Here is an 18,405-nt window from a genome sequence, read left to right on the forward strand (position 1 = left end):
GTAGACCTAACGGTCTCTTTTTGCCGTTTTTCTTAGGGATATACACCCTTTTTGAAGGGAATGGTTGATAACTTCGATCTTTAAGAGTGGGTATAAGTTTTTCAATATCTTCTATTGAGAAACCATCAATAGTACGTTTATCAACACCCATTGTAAGAGCACCATCATTTTTGCTGAGATTGTCATATGCTGTGAGATAAAATTCCGGATTGTATAGATTTCTGTAAAGTCTTCTAAATTTGTAATTTGGCTTTTGACTCTGTTTTTGCAGGTTGCTTAATACTACTGTTGGACTTTGCATGATGCCTTTCGCACCTCCCCAAGTTCATTTTTAAGCAGACAGACTGCCTTCCTTCGCCATGTACTAGGCTTTCCCTAGCTCAGACTACTACGAAGGCTCCGTTACCTTATTAGGTATTCATGAGCCACACTTCTTGGCAGAACCTTGAAGTCATCCTCAATAGCCTTCTGGCACCCTAACTTAGGTAATCCCCGTTTAGGAGATAAGAGACTTGCTCGTATGGTTTCGGATGCGACTTTCACACGTTTCCATCTATAATGGAGGATGATAAATGTCCCTATATATAGCGACGACACCACTATCGCTATATCATTTACCACATTTCGTATATAAGCATCTTTCCGAAATGAGTTACGGTAGCCTTCCTTGTGCTATCGTTAAAGCAGTTTAGCTTTCATCCTTATCCATACTTCACACCTTGCCGTTCAGTCTTGACTTGATGCTTAGTCAACTCGCGGCTTTCTTGACATGCTATTGTCCCCTTTCAGTTTCCATCCAAGGTTAGTCAAGTGATGCTAGGTCATCTAGGGAAGACCTAATGGCTTGCAATCACCATATTCTCTTATCACCCATTACGGGCGCACGGTATCAACGTAACAAGCGCGTATACTGTTAAAACAATATAAGCAATAACTTTCCAGGCATTTTGGGTCTTTTTCATATCTTCCCCTCCTTAATACATGCTTTCTTCTTTTGAAAATTTACGCTGAATTAATGTCGCAATTAAAATGACAAACGCCAATAAAAATGCTAAAGCAGCTGCATAACCCATCGTTCCTAAATTTTTAAATGCATATTGATAAATTAACAGAACAGCGGTAAGCGTTGAGTTATTTGGACCTCCAGATCCTCCCGAGAAGATAAATGATTGATCAAACAATTGGAATGTTCCAATGAGACCCATAATGACTACAAATGATGTGATTGGCCGTAAATTCGGGACGGTAATATGCCAAAATCGTTGAAAAGCATTGGCTCCATCCAGCTGTGCTGCTTCGTATAAAGAGTCTGGTATATCTTGTAACGCAGCTAAGTAGATGACCATATAAAACGGCGCCGTTGCCCAAATATTCATAATCATGATTGCAACAAGTGCTACTTGAGGGTCTCCTAACCAATTGTATGTAGGAAGTCCTAATATAGCTAAAAATTGGTTAACTAATCCGTTTTGATTATACATCCACATGAAAATCAACGTTAAAACAGCAGATGACGTAAGCGTTGGTAGAAAATAAATGATTCTAAAAAATTTCTCTGCTTTTAGTCCTGCATTTAACGTAGCTGCTAATACCAAAGCTAAAATAGTTTGTGCAGGCACAACAACAATTACATATTTCAGCGTGTTCCAAAGCGCAATATGTGCTTTGTCGTCCTCTAACACCTTCATATAGTTTTCTAGCCCTCGAAAGCTAAATTCAGTACCACCTAGTAGCTGGACTTTATTTAACGATAGAAAGATAGCATAGAAGATGGGAGTAATTACAAATAACAATAATACAAAAAGCGTTGGTGACATAAATCCGTAGCCTTGACCAATATCACGTAGCTTATACTGTTGTTTTTGCCTTTTAGCTTTTTTCATTTTATCCACTCCATTGTTGAGCTTGCTTTATTCGTAGATGCTAATTTCTTTGTTTGCCTGCTCTTCTGCTTTTTGTAGCGCTTCTTTTAAATCACTTTGTCCAAGAAACGCACTTAAAAATTGGTTATTAAAATTGTTCATGATGATAGGGAGGTGTGGACCATCCTGCCACACAGTTGCATAGGAAGCTCCAGCAACAAGTGCTTTTCTTTTTTCATCATTTATATACCCCAGTCTATCTGCAACAGACTTTCTTGTTGGTAAAGCAAAACCTTTGCTTGTCCAAATTTCCATCCCTTTCTTTCCTGTTAAATATTCAATGAGTTTCCATGATGCCTCTTTTTGTTTGGATTCTGCATTCATCACGTATCCCACTGCAAAAGCCATAGTTCCTCGTTTTTTGTTAACTGTTGGTACTTCAGCAGTACCATACTCTAAATGGGGAAACGATTGATCAAGGAATGGTATCATCCAATTTCCCTCTATTACCATCGCCACTTTTTCTTGAGCAAACATATCAGTACCTGAATTAGCTCCAACATCAGATGGCTGAACAGATGTTTTATCCTTTTGATACTGATCAACAATAGGTTGTAAAGCATCTATTACTTCCTTGCTTGCAAAATTAGCTTTGTTATCTTTTACAACATCGCCACCATTTGATTCAGCAATATAGAAAAGCCTTGCTAACTCAGGTGATACGCCTAGACCTTTGATACCTTGTTTTTCGAACACCTTTGACACTTCAATGAGTTCATCCCAGGTTGTTGGAACTTCTACTCCTCCTTTTTTAAAAAGTTTTTCATTATAAAAAAGTGCTAAAGTTGAATAATCCTTTGGAAACCCATACGTCTTACCATCTTTTTGAAACGCTTTCAACATTGGGGTTTCAAAGTCCTCAACATCAAATTTCTCCGTCACGTAAGGGTTTAAGTTTTCAACAATTCCCGTTTCAATTAAGCCAGGCGCTTCCAACGCATCTAAATAAAAAACATCCGGTCCATTGCCTCCAATTAAACGTGTTTTTAAAATATCCATGTATTGATCAGTAATGACTTCATGTTTTACAGAGATTTCTGGATGCTTCTTTTCAAATTCAGCGATTGTTTGCTTCAACAATCGCATTTCTTCAGGATTTCCTCCCCAGCCAGCTAACACCACTTCGGTTTTCTTAACACTGCTTTTGAGTTCATTTGAACACCCTACTAAAGCGGTAATTGCTACAACAAAAAGTATGCTGAACGTCATTAACCACTTTTTATAGTTCATCAATCATTCCTCCTCCGTCATTTCTGAGTCGAGTAGACTTCTCCACTCGACCCTAAAACGATTATGAACAATTCACCGTGCGACAACTTGTTACAACCTTATAACCCGTCGAGTTTTCCAAGACTTTTAACACTTGTTCACCCTTTTCTTTAACTACTTGTACCGAAAGCATTCCTTGACCAATTTGAATATGCTCAACTGTTAAGTTATTCATGCTGTCTAGTAAAGCAGGATTAATAACAATCTGCTTCTTCATACTGTTTGGAAACAATTGCAGCATTGTCTGAATAAACGTTAACGGCGTCCCTGCTGCCCATGCTTGAGGAGAGCAAGCGACAGGATATTTTACCGGTTTTCCATCTGTTTTGGAATAACCACAAAATAGTTCCGGCAAGCGATCATATTCAAAATGTGCTGATGCATCAATTAATCCTTCAATGACTTTATTTGCTTCACGCTGTTTTCCGACTTTGCTAAGCCCCAGCAAAATCATACTGTTATCGTGAGGCCATATACTTCCATCATGATAGCTCATTGGATTATATCCTGCCTCTCCCTTACCCATTGTACGGATACCATACCCAGAAAACATTTTATCGGATAATAGCATGTTTGCTACATGTTCTACTTTTTCTGGATTTAACATATCTGCAAATAGAATATGCCCTGGATTAGAGGTGATTGTTCCTACTTTTTTCTTATGCTCATCTAATGCAATAGCGTAAAATAAAACGTCATCCATCCAAAATTCTTGCTCGAATTTTTCTTTTAACCGAACTGCTTCCTTACGTAATTTTTCTGCTTTCTCCTTCTTTCCAATTTGCTCATAGAGGTTTGCAACTTCAACTTTTGCCTGATATGCATAGCCCTGTACTTCTGCTAAAGCAATTGGTGTTTTCGCATATTCACCATCTCTGTGCACGACTGAATCCGCAGAGTCTTTCCAACCTTGATTGGCAATTCCCTTACTAGATTCTTGGTGATATTCTAAAAATAAATCCCCGTCTCGATCTCCATATTCATCAATCCACATTAGCGCTTTCTCAATATTGTTTTCAAGCCTATATACAAGCTTCAAATCTCCTGTCCATTTTACATATTCTGTTAATAAAATAAGAAATAAAGGAGTAGCATCAATCGTTCCGTAATAAGGCGTAAATGGGATTTGATTCGTATTAGCCAACTCTCCATATCGAATTTCATGCATGATTTTTCCTGGCTGTTCATCTCTCCATGAATTTAAAGTTTCGCCTTGGTATGCTGCCATAGTTAATAGCGTACCCTTTGCAATGCTTGAATTGAACGGAAGCATTTGTAAAGCAGCAATTAAACTGTCTCGACCGAATGGAACGCCAAACCACGGCAATCCTGCCACAGGGAACTCTCCATATCCTACGTTAGTTAATAGTACACGCAGGTCGTTCATTCCTCGATTTATCAACCTTTGAAGTGATTCATGATCTGTTTGTACTTTCGTAGATTGTTCTTCCCACTTTGTATATGAATCTTTTAGCTGAGAGAGTGCTATCTCAACTGGAAGTTTAGCTTTAGGTTCCTCCTGTCCAATCTGTGGTTGAATAGTGAACACAACTTCTTCTACCTCTTCGTGATCTAATGAGAAATGAAATTCAACTTGCCCTTTTTCCGTTACTGAAGTTGATGGACGATTCCAAGCAATGTTTGTAGCACGATAAATGTCATCTGCCCCCACATACTTAAACACTAAGCTTTGCTCACTAATGATTTGTCCACTTCTCTTACCTACATGACCCGTTTGGAAACCTCGAACAATAAACATATCATTAAAATCAACATCCATATGAACTTTAATCGTAAAATCTACACGCTTTGGAAAGTAGTTTTTGAGCTTAATTGTTTCATATAAAACCCCGTCATAAATAAAGCGTTCACGTAAAATTTCAATTGATTCACGCCATAAGATAAGGTTTTCTTCATTTTTTATATGGGGATTGGTTAATCGAATAGTTGCCATATAATTTTCATCAGCATCTGAAGCTAATAGAATTGGATCCTCACCATTTATCTTTATGTTAAGTCCACTCAAAAAGCGAGTGTCCTTCGTATACAAACCTAAACCGTACTGATGGTTTTTGGTGATATTTCCCATTTGATCTGTTAACAGAAATAAATCATTTTCTTTAATTACACGATAATCCATTACTACTCCTCCTATTTACCAAAACGTTTTGGATTTACTTCACAAGGAAAATCCGAAACGTTTCGGATTTTCCTTGTATTAAAAACCACTTATTCGTGGCTTTTAGCTGTCGTTTCTCTAATAATAAGTTCTGTTTCTAAATATCGCTCCATATTTGTAGAACGATTCTCTAATATCTCAATCAATAAATCTGCGGCTTCATATCCTATCTGATACACTTCTTGCCCTACTGTTGTAAGTTGAGGTGATGAGTAAGCAGCAAGCACAATATTATCGTAGCCCACGATAGAAATCTGATCAGGTACACTTCGCCCTAAACGCTTACAAGCCTTTAATGCACCTAATGCCATCAAATCACTTGCACAAAAAAGAGATGTGATTTCTTCGTTATTTTTTAATAGCTCATACGCTTGTTGTTCTGCAACGGCTTCTTCAAACTCCCCGTTTACAACCCAATTTTCACGTATATCAATACCATGCTCTTCCAACGTGTCTAGATACCCTCTAAGCCTTTCTTGACTCACAAACGCATCCTCACTTCCGTTTACCATTCCGATGTGCACATGTCCTAATTGCACTAAATGTTCAACTGCTTTCTTAGCCCCTAGCTTGTTATCTGTTGTCACATAACCAACTAAATTGGAACGAATCGGGATATCGACAAGGACACAGGGAATGTTGCTTTCAAGCACTTCCGTTAGATACGGATCATCCTTTTTAATTCCTTGAATGATTGCCCCATCCACTCTTCTTTCTTTGCAAAGCTGCGTATACGTTTTTTCGCGTTGTTTTGTTGTATTGGTATTAAATAAAATTAAATCATAGCCTAAAAGAGAGGCTCTTTCATTTACTCCACATAAAACTTCAAACGTAAAATTATCTTTGACACTTTCTCGACTAATTCCTGAAACAAGTAGACCGATTGTCTTCGACTTTTGCATGACCAAACCACGAGCTAAAGTGTTTGGGCTATAATTCAGCTTCTTAGCTACATTTATAATCTTTTGCCTAGTCTTTTCATTCACATCGGAATGCCCATTTAATGCACGAGATACCGTCGTAATAGAGACGCCTGCAACTTTCGCAATATCTTTTATAGTTGTCAATTACACTTCCTCCAAAACGTTTTGGATAACTTATGAGAACATTGTAACGCTTTCAAAATGATTTTTCAAGACAAAAAAACACCTAAATTAATCTATTTTAGGTGCTGTTTTTGTACAAAGTGGTAGCTCAATTGAAAAGCATGTTCCTTTTCCTTTTTCACTCTTCACGTGAACCTTCCCCTGCATATAGTGAATAATGCGGAAAGAAACCATTGTTCCTAAGCCTGTTCCTTTTTCCTTGGTTGTAAAATAAGGTTCGCCTAACCGGCTAATCTGCTCACTCGTCATTCCACACCCCGTATCATGAATCTCTACCGTAACTGTTTCTCCGCTTTTTTTCAGCTTTACTTCGAGCTTCCCTCCATTAGGCATTGCTTCAATACTATTTTTGACTAAGTTAATAAAACACTGCTGAAGCTTCTTTCGTTCTCCACACACCTTAGCTTGCCCATGCAAAAGAGAGGGAGGAAGTAAAACGACACCGTTCATATTTGCAAGTGGTTTCATAATTTGTAAAACATGTTGAATTTCTACTCCTACATCTACTTGTTCCGGTCGCTCAGGGGCTGAATTTGCAAAGAGTAAGTAATCATCAATAATATCCTTCGCACGATCAAGTTCATCAATTGCAATTGATAAATACCGCTTTTTTATGGGATTTTGTTCATCTTCCCCTAGCATTTGCATAAAACCTCGACTAGCAGTTAATGGATTGCGCACTTCATGTGAAATACTTGCAGCTAGGTGACTGACGACTTCTAGTTTTTCAGCTTTCACCAATCGTTTAAGAATTGATAGATTGGTTCGAATAGCTTCCCATAGAACCGTAATAACTAGCGTACCAATTACATCTAAGCAAACAAATTCAATCCACAAAAAAGTTGGCAGCACAATATCAAAAACAAAAATCGAGACTCCCATAGCCAAAAGTGCACCTACGAGACTTATTAATGTACTTGCTATGATTCTTTGTTGCAAAGACATGGCTAAATATTTCTTCGCAATTATGAATAATGGGATACTTAAAATTGGTAAAGATATTAACGTAACGTAAAATCCTACTCCGCCTATTAAAAAACGTATGGTTAAAATCAATACCAAAAGAAAGGTTCCAAATCCCGCTCCCCCATACAGTGTTCCTAAGATATATGGGATACGTCGAAGGTCAATATTATATCTATCAGGGACAATAACGGCATCAACAGGAAAAAGAATGCATAACAAGATAGAAAGGATTGGAAATATTGCTATCGTCCAATTTTTCAACCAATCTATTTGTTTTGCATACTTTAATAAATAGTACATTTGAACTAAAAATAATGGTAATAATATAAATAAAAAGTTAATTAACAAATCTTTTGTGAAAAAGCTCATTCATTCACCGGTCTTTCAACATATTCTTCAACTAGCTCTGCTTATCTACTTGTTAGAATACTGCATTCTCACCTTTTTTTAAATAGCTTTTTCACAATTTGTTACAAATTTGGTTGAATTATTGCGATATTTGATTCACTCTATGGCGAGCGGTTTCATATTCTTCTATCATTTGATTAAAAAGTTCTTGTACAGTTGGAATAGTTGAAATTAAGCCAATAACTTGTCCGGCCCAGCCGAATCCTTCTTTTTCATTGTTTTCGTATATATAACGGCAGTTAGCTTTTCCACTAATTAAGTCTTGTAATTCTTCGTACCGATCTCCCATATACTCACGTTCTACAATAGAAAGCGTGTAATCTGACTTTAATACGCGCCCGGGTGCACCCAAAGAACGCTTGATAACAATCGTGTCTCTTTCGGTCCCTTCAACAATTGCTTGTTTGTAACGTTCGCCTGCGTGTACACATTCCTTTGTAGCAATAAATCTTGTTCCCATTTCAATTCCCTCTGCTCCGAGAGCAAATGCTGCTAAAAGACCTTGGCCGTTTCCTATTCCCCCACTGGCTAATACAGGAATGGACACTGCTTGAGCTACTCTAGGAATCAGTACCATCGTTCCTAAATCATCTCTTCCAATATGCCCACCAGCTTCTTGACCAACAGCCATAACCGCATCTGCACCTAGCTCTTCTGCTTTTTGTGCTTGCCTTACGTTAGAGACAAGCACCAACGTTTTAATACTAGTGCCCTTTAACTTTTCAATAATTGGCGCTGGATTCGCTCCTGTAATAGAAACAACCGGTACTTGTTCAGTAATTGCTACTTCTAAAAGTTCTTCATAAGAAGTGCCGGTTTGCCCTCCAACAGCAAAGTTAACACCAAAAGGAAAAGAAGTAAGCGCCTTAACCTTATGAATTTCACGGGTAAGGTTTTCTTTTGTCTTTAAAGTCATAGCCGTAATTTGTCCAAGTCCACCTGCGTTTGATACAGCTGCGGCTAGCTCACTATAAGCTAGATAAGCAAGGCCGCCTTGAACGATTGGATAGCGAATTCCTAGTAACTCCGTAACACGTGTTTTCATTAATTGTTCTCCCCTTTCACACCAAACCTATCTTTCATTATGCCAAAAAGTTCCTAGTACCTCTACTATATTCTCCCTCCTTTCTTCTATGTCTTTCGTGAAGCTAAATATATGTTAGAATAAAAGTGGAAATCAGCATGAAAAGAAGGCATACTTCAAATGCATATTTCAATTATTTTAACAATGCTAGCTGTTGGGCTTATTCTAGGCTTTGTAGGAGCAGGAGGTTCTGAATTTATTATCTCTCTTTTAACATTATTTTTTAATGTTCCCGTTCATATCGCTTTAGCCACTGCTCTAGCAGCAATGATTTTCTCTTCTCTTTCAATTGCTATCAGCCACTATCGTGAAGGAAACGTTTCACTTAAATCAGGCATTATTGTTGGGATTGTAGGGGCTTTGGGAGCATGGCTCGGCTCGCACTTTTCAAGCTTTATACCAGAGGATCAGGTTATTATCAACAGGGCTTCTTAGATATTCAATTATTATTTGAGGTAGTTGTAGGAACAATGGTAGGTTCATATATCGGTGCCAAGTTTACAAAACGCGTACCAACACCCGTGTTAAAAACATCTCTTGTTGCTTTACCTATTTTTTCAGGCTTTTTGCTTATTATATAAAAAAGCGCATTCCCATGCGCTTTTTTAGTTTATTGAACAACTAGCTTTATTTGATTTTGTGAAGGATCTTTTGTAAAGATAGCTTGATCTTCTTTACTAATTACTGCGCCTATGTCTTTCAAACGATCCACCACTACCTCTCGCTTTTCTTCATCTGGAAACTCAATTGTAAAATACTTCATTCCAGGACTTTTTTCAGACGGTGCATTCGCGCCTCTTCCGTTCCAAATATTCACTCCAATATGGTGATGATATCGTCCTGTAGACATAAACAATGCTTGGTTAGGGAAACTGCTAACGACATCAAACCCTAACTTCTCATAAAACGCTCTCGTTTCTTCTAAGTCAGCGACGTGCAAATGAATATGCCCCAATACTGTATGAGCCGGTAACCCTTCCCACTTTTCATTTGTTGCTTCTGCTAAAACAGCTTGAGCATCAAGGGGAAGCGTAGCCATTTTAACTTCATCATCATTCCACTCCCAATTAGCATCAGATCGATCTCGATATATTTCAATTCCGTTCCCATCAGGATCAGCTAAGTATATCGCTTCACTAACTAAGTGATCCGAAGCCCCCTGCACTGGATACCCTGTTTTAACTAAATGACGAATAATCTCACCTAAGGCTGCACGTGATGGTAATAATAAGGCAAAATGATAAAGACCGGTTTTACGTTCCTGCTTTGGTTCTGGACTAGAAAGCTGCTCTAATGTAACGAGAGGTGTTTTTCCGTCTGCTGTTAATACGGCTTTCATACTGGATTTTGTTAGAACTTGAAAACCTAGCACTTCTTCATAGAAACGCAGCGATTTTAAAATATTATTTACACGAAGCGCAACCTGACTAACGAATGTATGAGGCTTTTGATGAAATGACATTTCTTTCTCTCCTTCTTTTTCATATAAAATGGAATCCCAAATATTTATTTTATATAATTAACTTACTTTATGTAAGTAAATTATATTTATATCAGACAAATTCGTCAAGTCGTTTTATTCCTTTACTTTAGTAATAAACTACTTTATTACTTCATTAGCACAGACTCTTGAGAATCGTCATAAAGACATGATTTAATCAATGTCAGGAGGGGTGACCATGACATTATCTTGGATTTTATCTTACATAGTTGTTTCATTAACAATTGTATTAATTCCCGGTCAAGACATGCTATTTGTTTTGACTCAAAGCTTAACCTCAGGTGTTAAAGCAGGAATGAAAACAGTACTAGGTTCCATTACCGGTACTTTCATTCATACGCTCTTGGCAGCTGGAGGGCTATCTATTATTTTTCAGCAGTCCGTATTAGCATTTAATATTTTAAAAATTGTTGGCGTGCTTTATCTTTTATTTTTAGCTATTCAGTCATTTCGTTCTAAAACTGAGCCTTTATCTTTAACTTCCACTCAGATGAATACAGCGCAATTTTTCAAAAAAGGTTTTTTTACCAATCTGTCTAATCCAAAGGTAGCTATATTCTTCATTACATTTCTACCTCAGTTTGTGAACCCATCATTAGGTTATGTAGGCCTACAGATGTTCTCTTTCGGCATGATTTTCATTTTAGAAACGTTAGTTGTCTTTTCTCTTGTAGTACTTTTCGCTTCTTACCTTGGAAAGCGTGCAAAAAACAACCGTCACGTGCAGTTATCACTAAAGTATATACAAGGTACAGTATTTGGCATTTTAGGTTTGAAATTATTATTTACAGATCACTAATGGAAGCCTGTTTATACAGAGCTTCTTTTTTCATTCATATTAACTCTTTTTTTATACATACTAAGTGAAAAGCCTAAGAAAGTAAGGAGTTTTACAATGGATTTATTAAAAGATTCCCTCATTCTATTGACTAGAATTGTTACTATTTTACCTCTCTTGCTTATTATGACGCTGTTTATGGGCAGACGCTCAATCGGCGAGCTTCCCATCTTTGACTTTCTTATTTTAATGTCTCTTGGCGCTGTTGTAGGAGCAGATATTGCTGACCCAAAAGTTGAACATATCCATACAGCGATTGCAATTGTTATGATTGCCATTTTCCAGAAAATTATTGCTTACTTTAAGATTCACTCGCGCTCATTTGGAAAAAAGATTACATTTGAACCAATTGTTGTCATTAAAGATGGTGCATTTTTAATTGAGAATCTTAAGCGCATTCGATACTCAATTGATAATATTTTATATATGCTTCGCCAAAGTAACGTCTTTGATATCAGTGTTGTTAAAATCGCTGTTATTGAATCCAACGGGCAATTAACCGTTCAAAAAAAAGCGTCCAAAGAATTTTTGACGCGTGATGATTTGCAAATTGCAAATAACCAATTAGATCTTGCTTATCCCTTAATTATTGAAGGAAAGATATACGAGGAAGTATTAACTTACTGCAACCAGACAAAAGAATGGTTATTAAGCGAGTTAAAAACACGAGATATTGAAAATCTCTCTGATATTTTCTTTGCTTCACTGACTGATGAGGGTAAACTACATGTATCACTATATTCACCAATAAATCCGGCCCCGCCGCTACATCATTAAAAGATTTGCTTATTTTATTTACTAAAATAAGTACATAGTAAAGTCCTTCATGATAAGCTTTATTTAAAAATATTTCTGAATAAATGTACAGCATGGACTTTTATAGCTTTAACCGTGAAGTTATGCTATTTTAGTAGATACAAGATTGTTTGCGTATTAGGAGGTTTATATGGACTTTGTTGACTCACTATCATCTGTTGATGGTTGGAAAAATATTGGTTTAGCAGTTGGGATTTTTTTAATTTTCCTTGTGCTGCGTAAACTGTTTACAACTTATTTATTTAAATTTATTATCGGGTTTGTTAAGAATAAAAAAATTGACCTTATCACAAGTATTTTAGAAGCATTTGAAAAGCCAATGAGGTGGATTTTTGTAATCATTGGTATTCAGCTTGCGCTCCCTTATCTACCGTTTGAACTTTTAACGGCTGAGCGTGAAAGCCAGATTATACGTTCTGCTTTTATTATTCTCGCAGGGTGGGGACTTTACAACCTAGCGGATTCAACGGCTCTCTTTTTCTCAACTTTCTCCAAAAATTTTGATGTTCAAGTAGACCGTATTGTTATTCCATTTGTTGAGAAATTTATTCGCATTATCGTTGTCGTTTTATCTGCTTCCATTATTGGTGAAGAATGGGGCTTCAACGTTAATGGATTCGTAGCCGGCTTAGGACTCGGAGGGCTAGCATTTGCCCTTGCAGCTAAAGATACGGTTAGCAACCTTTTTGGCGGAGTTGTTATTATTACAGAAAAGCCTTTTACAATTGGAGATTGGATTAAAACACCAAGCGTTGAAGGCGTGGTTGAAGATATTACATTTCGAAGCACAAAGGTGCGAACGTTTGCTCAAGCGCTTGTAACAGTTCCCAATGCAACCCTATCAAATGAGCCTATTGTAAACTGGGCTAAAATGGGGAAACGTCAAATATCATTTCATTTAGGATTGAATTATAATACACCTAAAGAAAAGCTGGAAACCTCAGTTGAGCGGATTAAGCAAATGCTGATGGAAGATGAAGATATTCATAAGGAAACGATTATTGTTAATTTTGAAACCTTTAACGAATCGAGCCTTGATGTTCTGCTATACTTCTTTTCTAACACAACGGCTTATGCTGACTATTTAGAGGTAAAAGAAAAAATAAACTTTAAAATTATGGACATTTTACAAGAAGAAGGAGTTGACTTTGCTTTTCCAACTCGTGCTCTTGTAGTGCAACAATCTGAAGATATCATTAAACAAGATACAAATATATTAGAAAGGTCTCGCGGATAAAAAAAGGGTTGCTAAATAAATTAGCAACCTTTTCTCCTTTCTATTTTATTTTGAGATAAACATTTGTGTCCAATAATGTCCGTAGCTTCCGCCTTTAACATAACCTACTCCAATTTCTGTAAAGCTACTGGATAAAATATTTTTTCTGTGCCCTTCGCTGTTCATCCATGACTTCACAACGGCTTCTGGTGTCGCTTGTCCAGCAGCAATGTTTTCACCTGCTGTTTTATAGGAAATACCAAAGTTTTTCAGCATAGTAAAAGGACTTCCGTATGTAGGAGAAGTATGGCTAAAGTAGTTTTTATCAATCATATCTTGAGATTTATAGCGAGCTACTCGCGCTACTTCCCAATTAGATTTCAACGGTTTTACCCCTACTTTTGCGCGCTCTTCGTTCACAAGTTTTACAACCTGCTCTTCAAATGATTGAGCCGTAGTATTTACGCTTGGCACATTGATTTTTTGACCAGGATAGATTACATTGTGGTTCGAAATACTTGGGTTTGCATCAATAATTTCTTGAACACCTACCTGGTATTTCACTGCAATTTTCCACATAGTATCTCCTGATTGAACAGTATGTACTGTAGATGCTTGAGCAGTATGATTTAATCCAAAAACAAGAGTGACAGACAACATTGTAATTGATGAGAATTTTAATAAAGTTTTCATAATCATATTAAAGCAAATTTTTTGACAGATTAATAGCGGTAATAATCACCTATACTACTAATTTTAGAGAATAGTTTATACCAAAAGAGTTTGGGACATAACAAAATGATTGCTTCTAAGAGACGAACAATAGCTGTTCCAATCTTTTTGGTTTGTCTGAACACGTTCGTTCCATTGCGCTACGGCCACTCTCTTTCCGCGGGGAGGAACCTGAGCTTCCTCGCTGCGCTGCGGGATCTCAGTTTTCCCTCTCTTTCCCGCAGGAGTCGAGTGTCCTACGCTCCATTCCACCCTGTCTCCAACATTGTTTTCACAATCAACCAAAAAACCTGACCGATTAAAAGTTATGAACTCTCAATCGGTCAGGTTTATCATTGGCTGAATTACTTATGTCCCAGCCTCTTTATGAAGATAGCGCCTGTGAAGGATCGACTTCAGGGATTGGCATTGGTTCTGAAACAACTTCGGTTACCTGACGTCGCTTGATGACTTCCACGTATTGAATATGATGATTTTCCATTGCCTTCACTTTAAAATCATACTGTTCAAACGCAATAATATCCTGTTGCTTTACATCATATTTTTCTGTTAATACCCAGCCACCGATCGTATCGATTTCTGTATCATCAATTTGAATGCCAAGCAGCTCATTAATTTGACTTACAAGCACTTTACCATCCACAATGTAATGATAATCTTTCACCTTTTGAATGAGAGGCTTTTCATCCGTATCAAATTCATCACGAATTTCACCAACGATTTCTTCTAAAATATCTTCAATTGTTACAATACCAGCTGTACCACCATATTCATCAACTAAAATCGCCATTTGAATGCGTTCACGCTGCATTTTTAGCAGTAGATCGTGAATAGAGACCGTTTCAACCACTTGAATAATTGGACGAATATAATCTTTTAAATGAATTGACTGCACATCTTTCATAACAATCTCAGTTAAGATTTCCTTCATGTTTAGCAAACCAACAATATGGTCTTTATCGCCATCAATAATAGGATAGCGAGTGAATCGCTCTTCTTTTGCCATATCTAAAATATATTCAATCGTATCTTCTTGATCAATTGAGACCACTTCTGTTCGTGGTACCATAATCTCTTTTGCCACTCGGTCATCAAAGTCAAAGATTTTACTGACATATTTAAATTCTGATTGATTAATTTCACCGCTTTTATAGCTTTCTGATAATAAGATGCGAAGCTCTTCTTGACTATGTGCTAATTCATGCTCTGATGCTAATTTTAGTCCAAATAAACCTGTTAGCAAGCGAGCTGAGCCATTAAGTACCCAGATGAAAGGATACATGATTTTATAAAAGAATATTAGCGGCTTTACAAATAATAGAGTCACCGCTTCAGCTTTTTGAATAGCAAACGTTTTAGGAGCTAGCTCTCCAACTACCACATGTAGAAACGTAACGACAGCAAACGCGATAGCAACTGAAATGATGGTAGATACCCCTCCTTCAATACCAAGTTGCTCAAAAAGTGGTTCAAGCATATGAGCTACAGTAGGCTCACCTAACCACCCAAGGCCTAATGCTGTAATTGTAATTCCCAGCTGGCAAGCGGATAAATATTCATCTAGGTTGGTAATAACTTGCTTCGCAGCTTTTGCATTTTTGCTCCCTTCCACCACTAATTGATCGATTCTAGAGCTACGAATTCGAATAATTGCAAATTCTGTAGCAACGAAAAAGGCAGTTAATGCAATCAGTACCGCTAATAAAATCAAGTTAAATATGTCCAATCAAGTTCCTTAGCTCGTAATAGTACGAGTAAGGAGTCACCTCCTAAGTGATTAAAAGTTTAAAACATTTTTTATTGCTAAATAGTTATTTCTTTTTATTTTAAATGTAAAAAACTGTGTCGTCAAACCTTTTAGCCAGTGTTCTAACACGAATCTTAAGTATAAATACTTTACACCTTTTATAAAAGACACTTCTATTTTTTACTGTTCACAGGCATATAAAAGCTTACAATAACACATATCACGCCTATCAAAAAGAGAAAAATATGCATCTCACTTAAAAATACTGTTAGGTAATCACCTGCGTTTCTTGCGTGAATGGGAACTAAACTCAATTCCATGATAAGACTAACGAATGCAATTGCGTTTAAACAAATGCCTAACAAAAACAACCCTAGTCTACTCCTGATTCCCAATAAGAACATTCCTTTCACATATTCAGCTTTTACATTTCAATAATGACAGAATTTTCACTTATTATTACAGTATGAGTTCCTTAAAATACTTATCACTGATTATTTTTATTATATGAAGAAATAAACTATTCGACATTTGGTGTGTATACAATACCTTTAAGGCAATTGCGAGTCAACTCTGAAACTTAAGCATTCTGCAAGATAAATACATCTATCAAGAATCTTTCGTTTCTTTAGCGTGACAGTTCGCTATCTTACCCAATAAATATTATGTTACCTGTAGATAATTTGCAGTTACGCTATCAATACACAAAAAAAGCTGCATCATTTATAGACGCAGCTTTTTCCAATTTTACTACAACGAAAAGAAAGATCTAATTGGATTCTTATGTAAAATTAAGAAACAACTCTTATTCTTCAGTTAGCGCCCCAAATATCTTGAGCAATTTTAATGACGTGACTAATTTTATTCCATTGCTCTTCTTCTGTTAGTTCGTTTCCTTCTTCCGTACTTGCAAACCCGCATTGTGGACTCAGTGACAAGTTTTCTAGAGGAATAGATGCACTCGCTTCTTTAACTCTTTGTTTAATGACCTCTGCATCTTCTAATGTAGGAAATTTAGATGTTACTAGTCCTAATACAACTGTTTGGTTGTTACGTGTAAAACTTTTTAATGGCTCAAAATCTCCTGAACGATTATCATCATATTCAAGGAAAAGCCCATCTACATGCAAGTTAGCAAAAATTGCGTCTGAAATAGTATCGTAGCCACCACTGGTAATATACGTAGATCTAAAGTTTCCACGACAAATGTGCATCGTAATGACCATATCCTCCGGCTTTTTAGAAATCGCATCGTTTAAGCAGTTGACTCTCGTATCAATAATATCTTTTACATCCATACCCAGCTTCTCAACAACTGCATCTATACGTTCTTCAGAAACAAAATCAATCCATGAAGTATCATCTAACTGTAAGTAGCGGCAGCCTGCATCATAAAAAGCTTGAATTGCTTTTTGATAAGCAACTACCGTGTCATGATAAAACTGTTCTCTATCCCCATTGTAGTAAGTATCCTCTTGAATTCGAGTGAATAACATGTTGGGACTTGGAATAGCAAACTTAGCAACTTGGCTTCCATCACCATATTGTTCAACAGCTTCTTTTAAAAATGTAAAATGTTCCAGCATATAATGATGGTTGAAATCTACTTTACCAACTACCTTGATTGCTTTATTTTTTGTTTTGGCACCTTTAAATTGACTAATATACTCCGTTTCAAACTCTTCTACACCATCTAGACCTGATAAGAAATCTAAGTGCCACCATGCACGTCTAAATTCTCCGTCAGTGATAGATTTAAGTCCCACTTCGATTTGTTTTTGGACAAGCTTTTCAATCTCCTGGTCCTCTACAGATTTTAAAGTCGTTTTACTGATCTGACCATTTGTATAGGCTTCTCTTGCTTCTTTGAGAGGAGTTGTTCTTAAAAAGCTCCCTACATGATCAGCTTTAAATGGAGCTTTCACTAATGTCTTTGTCATGGTTCTATTCCCTCTTTCTGTTCAAAATAAAAAACCTCTTCTTAAAGATAAGAAGAGGTTAATAGTCGTTATTGGTTCTTCTCCTATCTTCAAGCAAATTGCTACTGGAATTGGCACAGTACTTTAACAGTCTGTTGCCGAGGCTTCACAGGGCCAGTCCCTCCGCCTCTCGAGATAAGAATATTCAATTAATTAACTAGGGAAAATATTACACCTACTTTCTTAGTCTGTCAACAAGGAATTTGAAAAATCAGAAATAAAAAATTTTTCATTCAGTATTCAGAAGTGGTTCATATCCTTTTGAGTTCATGAAAGATAGACCGTGGTCAAACATATCGCGTCACTTTAGTTGTCTACATCTATATAATATATGTTATAATCATGTGACCTAGGTTTTAAATAAGGAGGAACCTCACAAAGATGTTAGTTAAAGGATTACAACTATTAAAATATGCCTTTTTAATCGGAGCTGTGGTATACGGAATAATCGCTTTTCAGAACAGTGATTCTACCAACTATATTGCTTATTTACCATACATTCAATTAATGCTAAGTTTATTTTTATTTATTGAAGCTGTTTTGACGTTTAAAGAAAGCAAGTTGCATTCAGCGTTTTTTCTGGTCATTTCTGTGTTCTGCTTCGCTATCTATTTTGAAGTTTAAAAAAAGCACGCTGCCCGT

At 36.7% G+C, this 18,405-nt stretch carries 14 protein-coding genes, 2 pseudogenes and 1 riboswitch; of the genes and pseudogenes, 5 read left to right on the plus strand and 11 right to left on the minus strand.

The window, feature by feature from the left end:
* The 7 genes and pseudogenes from A2U94_RS13975 to A2U94_RS14005 all read right to left on the minus strand — a co-directional run.
* A pseudogene (locus tag A2U94_RS13975) lies at positions 1–301 on the minus strand (group II intron reverse transcriptase/maturase); the annotation flags it as partial.
* 673 nt (positions 302–974) lie between these two features.
* Complete coding sequence (locus A2U94_RS13980; protein WP_231882766.1) at positions 975–1,817, minus strand: carbohydrate ABC transporter permease; 843 nt, start codon at positions 1,815–1,817, stop codon at positions 975–977.
* 93 nt (positions 1,818–1,910) lie between these two features.
* Positions 1,911–3,152 (minus strand): ABC transporter substrate-binding protein, encoded by a 1,242-nt coding sequence (locus A2U94_RS13985; RefSeq protein WP_025911387.1) that lies wholly within the window; start codon positions 3,150–3,152, stop codon positions 1,911–1,913.
* 61 nt (positions 3,153–3,213) lie between these two features.
* A complete protein-coding gene (locus A2U94_RS13990) occupies positions 3,214–5,331 on the minus strand; it encodes an amylo-alpha-1,6-glucosidase (RefSeq protein ID WP_062954644.1) in 2,118 nt (705 codons plus the stop codon).
* Between the two features lie 89 nt (positions 5,332–5,420).
* Positions 5,421–6,437: a LacI family DNA-binding transcriptional regulator gene (locus A2U94_RS13995; RefSeq protein ID WP_025911389.1), complete on the minus strand. Its 1,017-nt coding sequence runs from the start codon at positions 6,435–6,437 to the stop codon at positions 5,421–5,423.
* 87 nt (positions 6,438–6,524) lie between these two features.
* A complete protein-coding gene (locus A2U94_RS14000; RefSeq protein ID WP_062954645.1) occupies positions 6,525–7,811 on the minus strand; it encodes an ATP-binding protein in 1,287 nt (428 codons plus the stop codon).
* Between the two features lie 118 nt (positions 7,812–7,929).
* A complete protein-coding gene (locus tag A2U94_RS14005; protein ID WP_025911392.1) occupies positions 7,930–8,895 on the minus strand; it encodes an NAD(P)H-dependent flavin oxidoreductase in 966 nt (321 codons plus the stop codon).
* 159 nt (positions 8,896–9,054) lie between these two features.
* On the opposite strand from A2U94_RS14005, the pseudogene A2U94_RS14010 reads away from it, so the two are divergent.
* A pseudogene (locus A2U94_RS14010) lies at positions 9,055–9,515 on the plus strand (TSUP family transporter).
* Positions 9,516–9,544: 29 nt separating this feature from the next.
* On the opposite strand, the gene A2U94_RS14015 reads toward A2U94_RS14010, so the two are convergent.
* On the minus strand, positions 9,545–10,396 hold the full coding sequence (locus A2U94_RS14015; protein WP_025911393.1) for a VOC family protein: 852 nt from the start codon (positions 10,394–10,396) through the stop codon (positions 9,545–9,547).
* A 217-nt stretch (positions 10,397–10,613) separates the two neighbouring features.
* Between A2U94_RS14015 and A2U94_RS14020 the strand changes: the two genes are divergently transcribed.
* The 3 genes from A2U94_RS14020 to A2U94_RS14030 all read left to right on the plus strand — a co-directional run bounded on the left by A2U94_RS14020 (position 10,614) and on the right by A2U94_RS14030 (position 13,326).
* Positions 10,614–11,234, plus strand: a complete 621-nt coding sequence (locus A2U94_RS14020) for a LysE family translocator (protein WP_025911394.1) — start codon at positions 10,614–10,616, stop codon at positions 11,232–11,234.
* A gap of 96 nt (positions 11,235–11,330) precedes the next feature.
* Positions 11,331–12,050 (plus strand): DUF421 domain-containing protein, encoded by a 720-nt coding sequence (locus A2U94_RS14025; protein WP_025911396.1) that lies wholly within the window; start codon positions 11,331–11,333, stop codon positions 12,048–12,050.
* 169 nt (positions 12,051–12,219) lie between these two features.
* The gene (locus A2U94_RS14030) at positions 12,220–13,326 is read left to right on the plus strand and encodes a mechanosensitive ion channel family protein (RefSeq protein ID WP_025911397.1); all 1,107 of its coding nucleotides are present in this window, start codon (positions 12,220–12,222) and stop codon (positions 13,324–13,326) included.
* A 45-nt stretch (positions 13,327–13,371) separates the two neighbouring features.
* Here A2U94_RS14030 and safA read toward each other — a convergent pair whose 3' ends face one another.
* The 3 genes from safA to A2U94_RS14055 all read right to left on the minus strand — a co-directional run bounded on the left by safA (position 13,372) and on the right by A2U94_RS14055 (position 17,724).
* Positions 13,372–13,998 (minus strand): SafA/ExsA family spore coat assembly protein, encoded by a 627-nt coding sequence (gene safA / locus A2U94_RS14035; RefSeq protein WP_175384209.1) that lies wholly within the window; start codon positions 13,996–13,998, stop codon positions 13,372–13,374.
* A gap of 403 nt (positions 13,999–14,401) precedes the next feature.
* Positions 14,402–15,763, minus strand: a complete 1,362-nt coding sequence (locus A2U94_RS14045) for a hemolysin family protein (protein ID WP_082823072.1) — start codon at positions 15,761–15,763, stop codon at positions 14,402–14,404.
* 833 nt (positions 15,764–16,596) lie between these two features.
* Positions 16,597–17,724: a 5-methyltetrahydropteroyltriglutamate--homocysteine S-methyltransferase gene (locus A2U94_RS14055; RefSeq protein ID WP_025911406.1), complete on the minus strand. Its 1,128-nt coding sequence runs from the start codon at positions 17,722–17,724 to the stop codon at positions 16,597–16,599.
* Between the two features lie 80 nt (positions 17,725–17,804).
* Positions 17,805–17,905: riboswitch (SAM riboswitch) on the minus strand.
* Positions 17,906–18,144: 239 nt separating this feature from the next.
* On the opposite strand from A2U94_RS14055, the gene A2U94_RS14060 reads away from it, so the two are divergent.
* Positions 18,145–18,387 carry a hypothetical protein gene (locus A2U94_RS14060; protein WP_025911407.1) on the plus strand — a complete coding sequence of 81 codons (243 nt, stop codon included), beginning with the start codon at positions 18,145–18,147 and terminating at the stop codon, positions 18,385–18,387.
* Positions 18,388–18,405: the final 18 nt, after the last annotated feature.

Origin of the sequence: Bacillus sp. VT 712 (assembly GCF_001614195.1) — a bacterium.
Taxonomy (GTDB): Bacteria; Bacillota; Bacilli; order Bacillales; family Bacillaceae_H; genus Priestia; species Priestia flexa.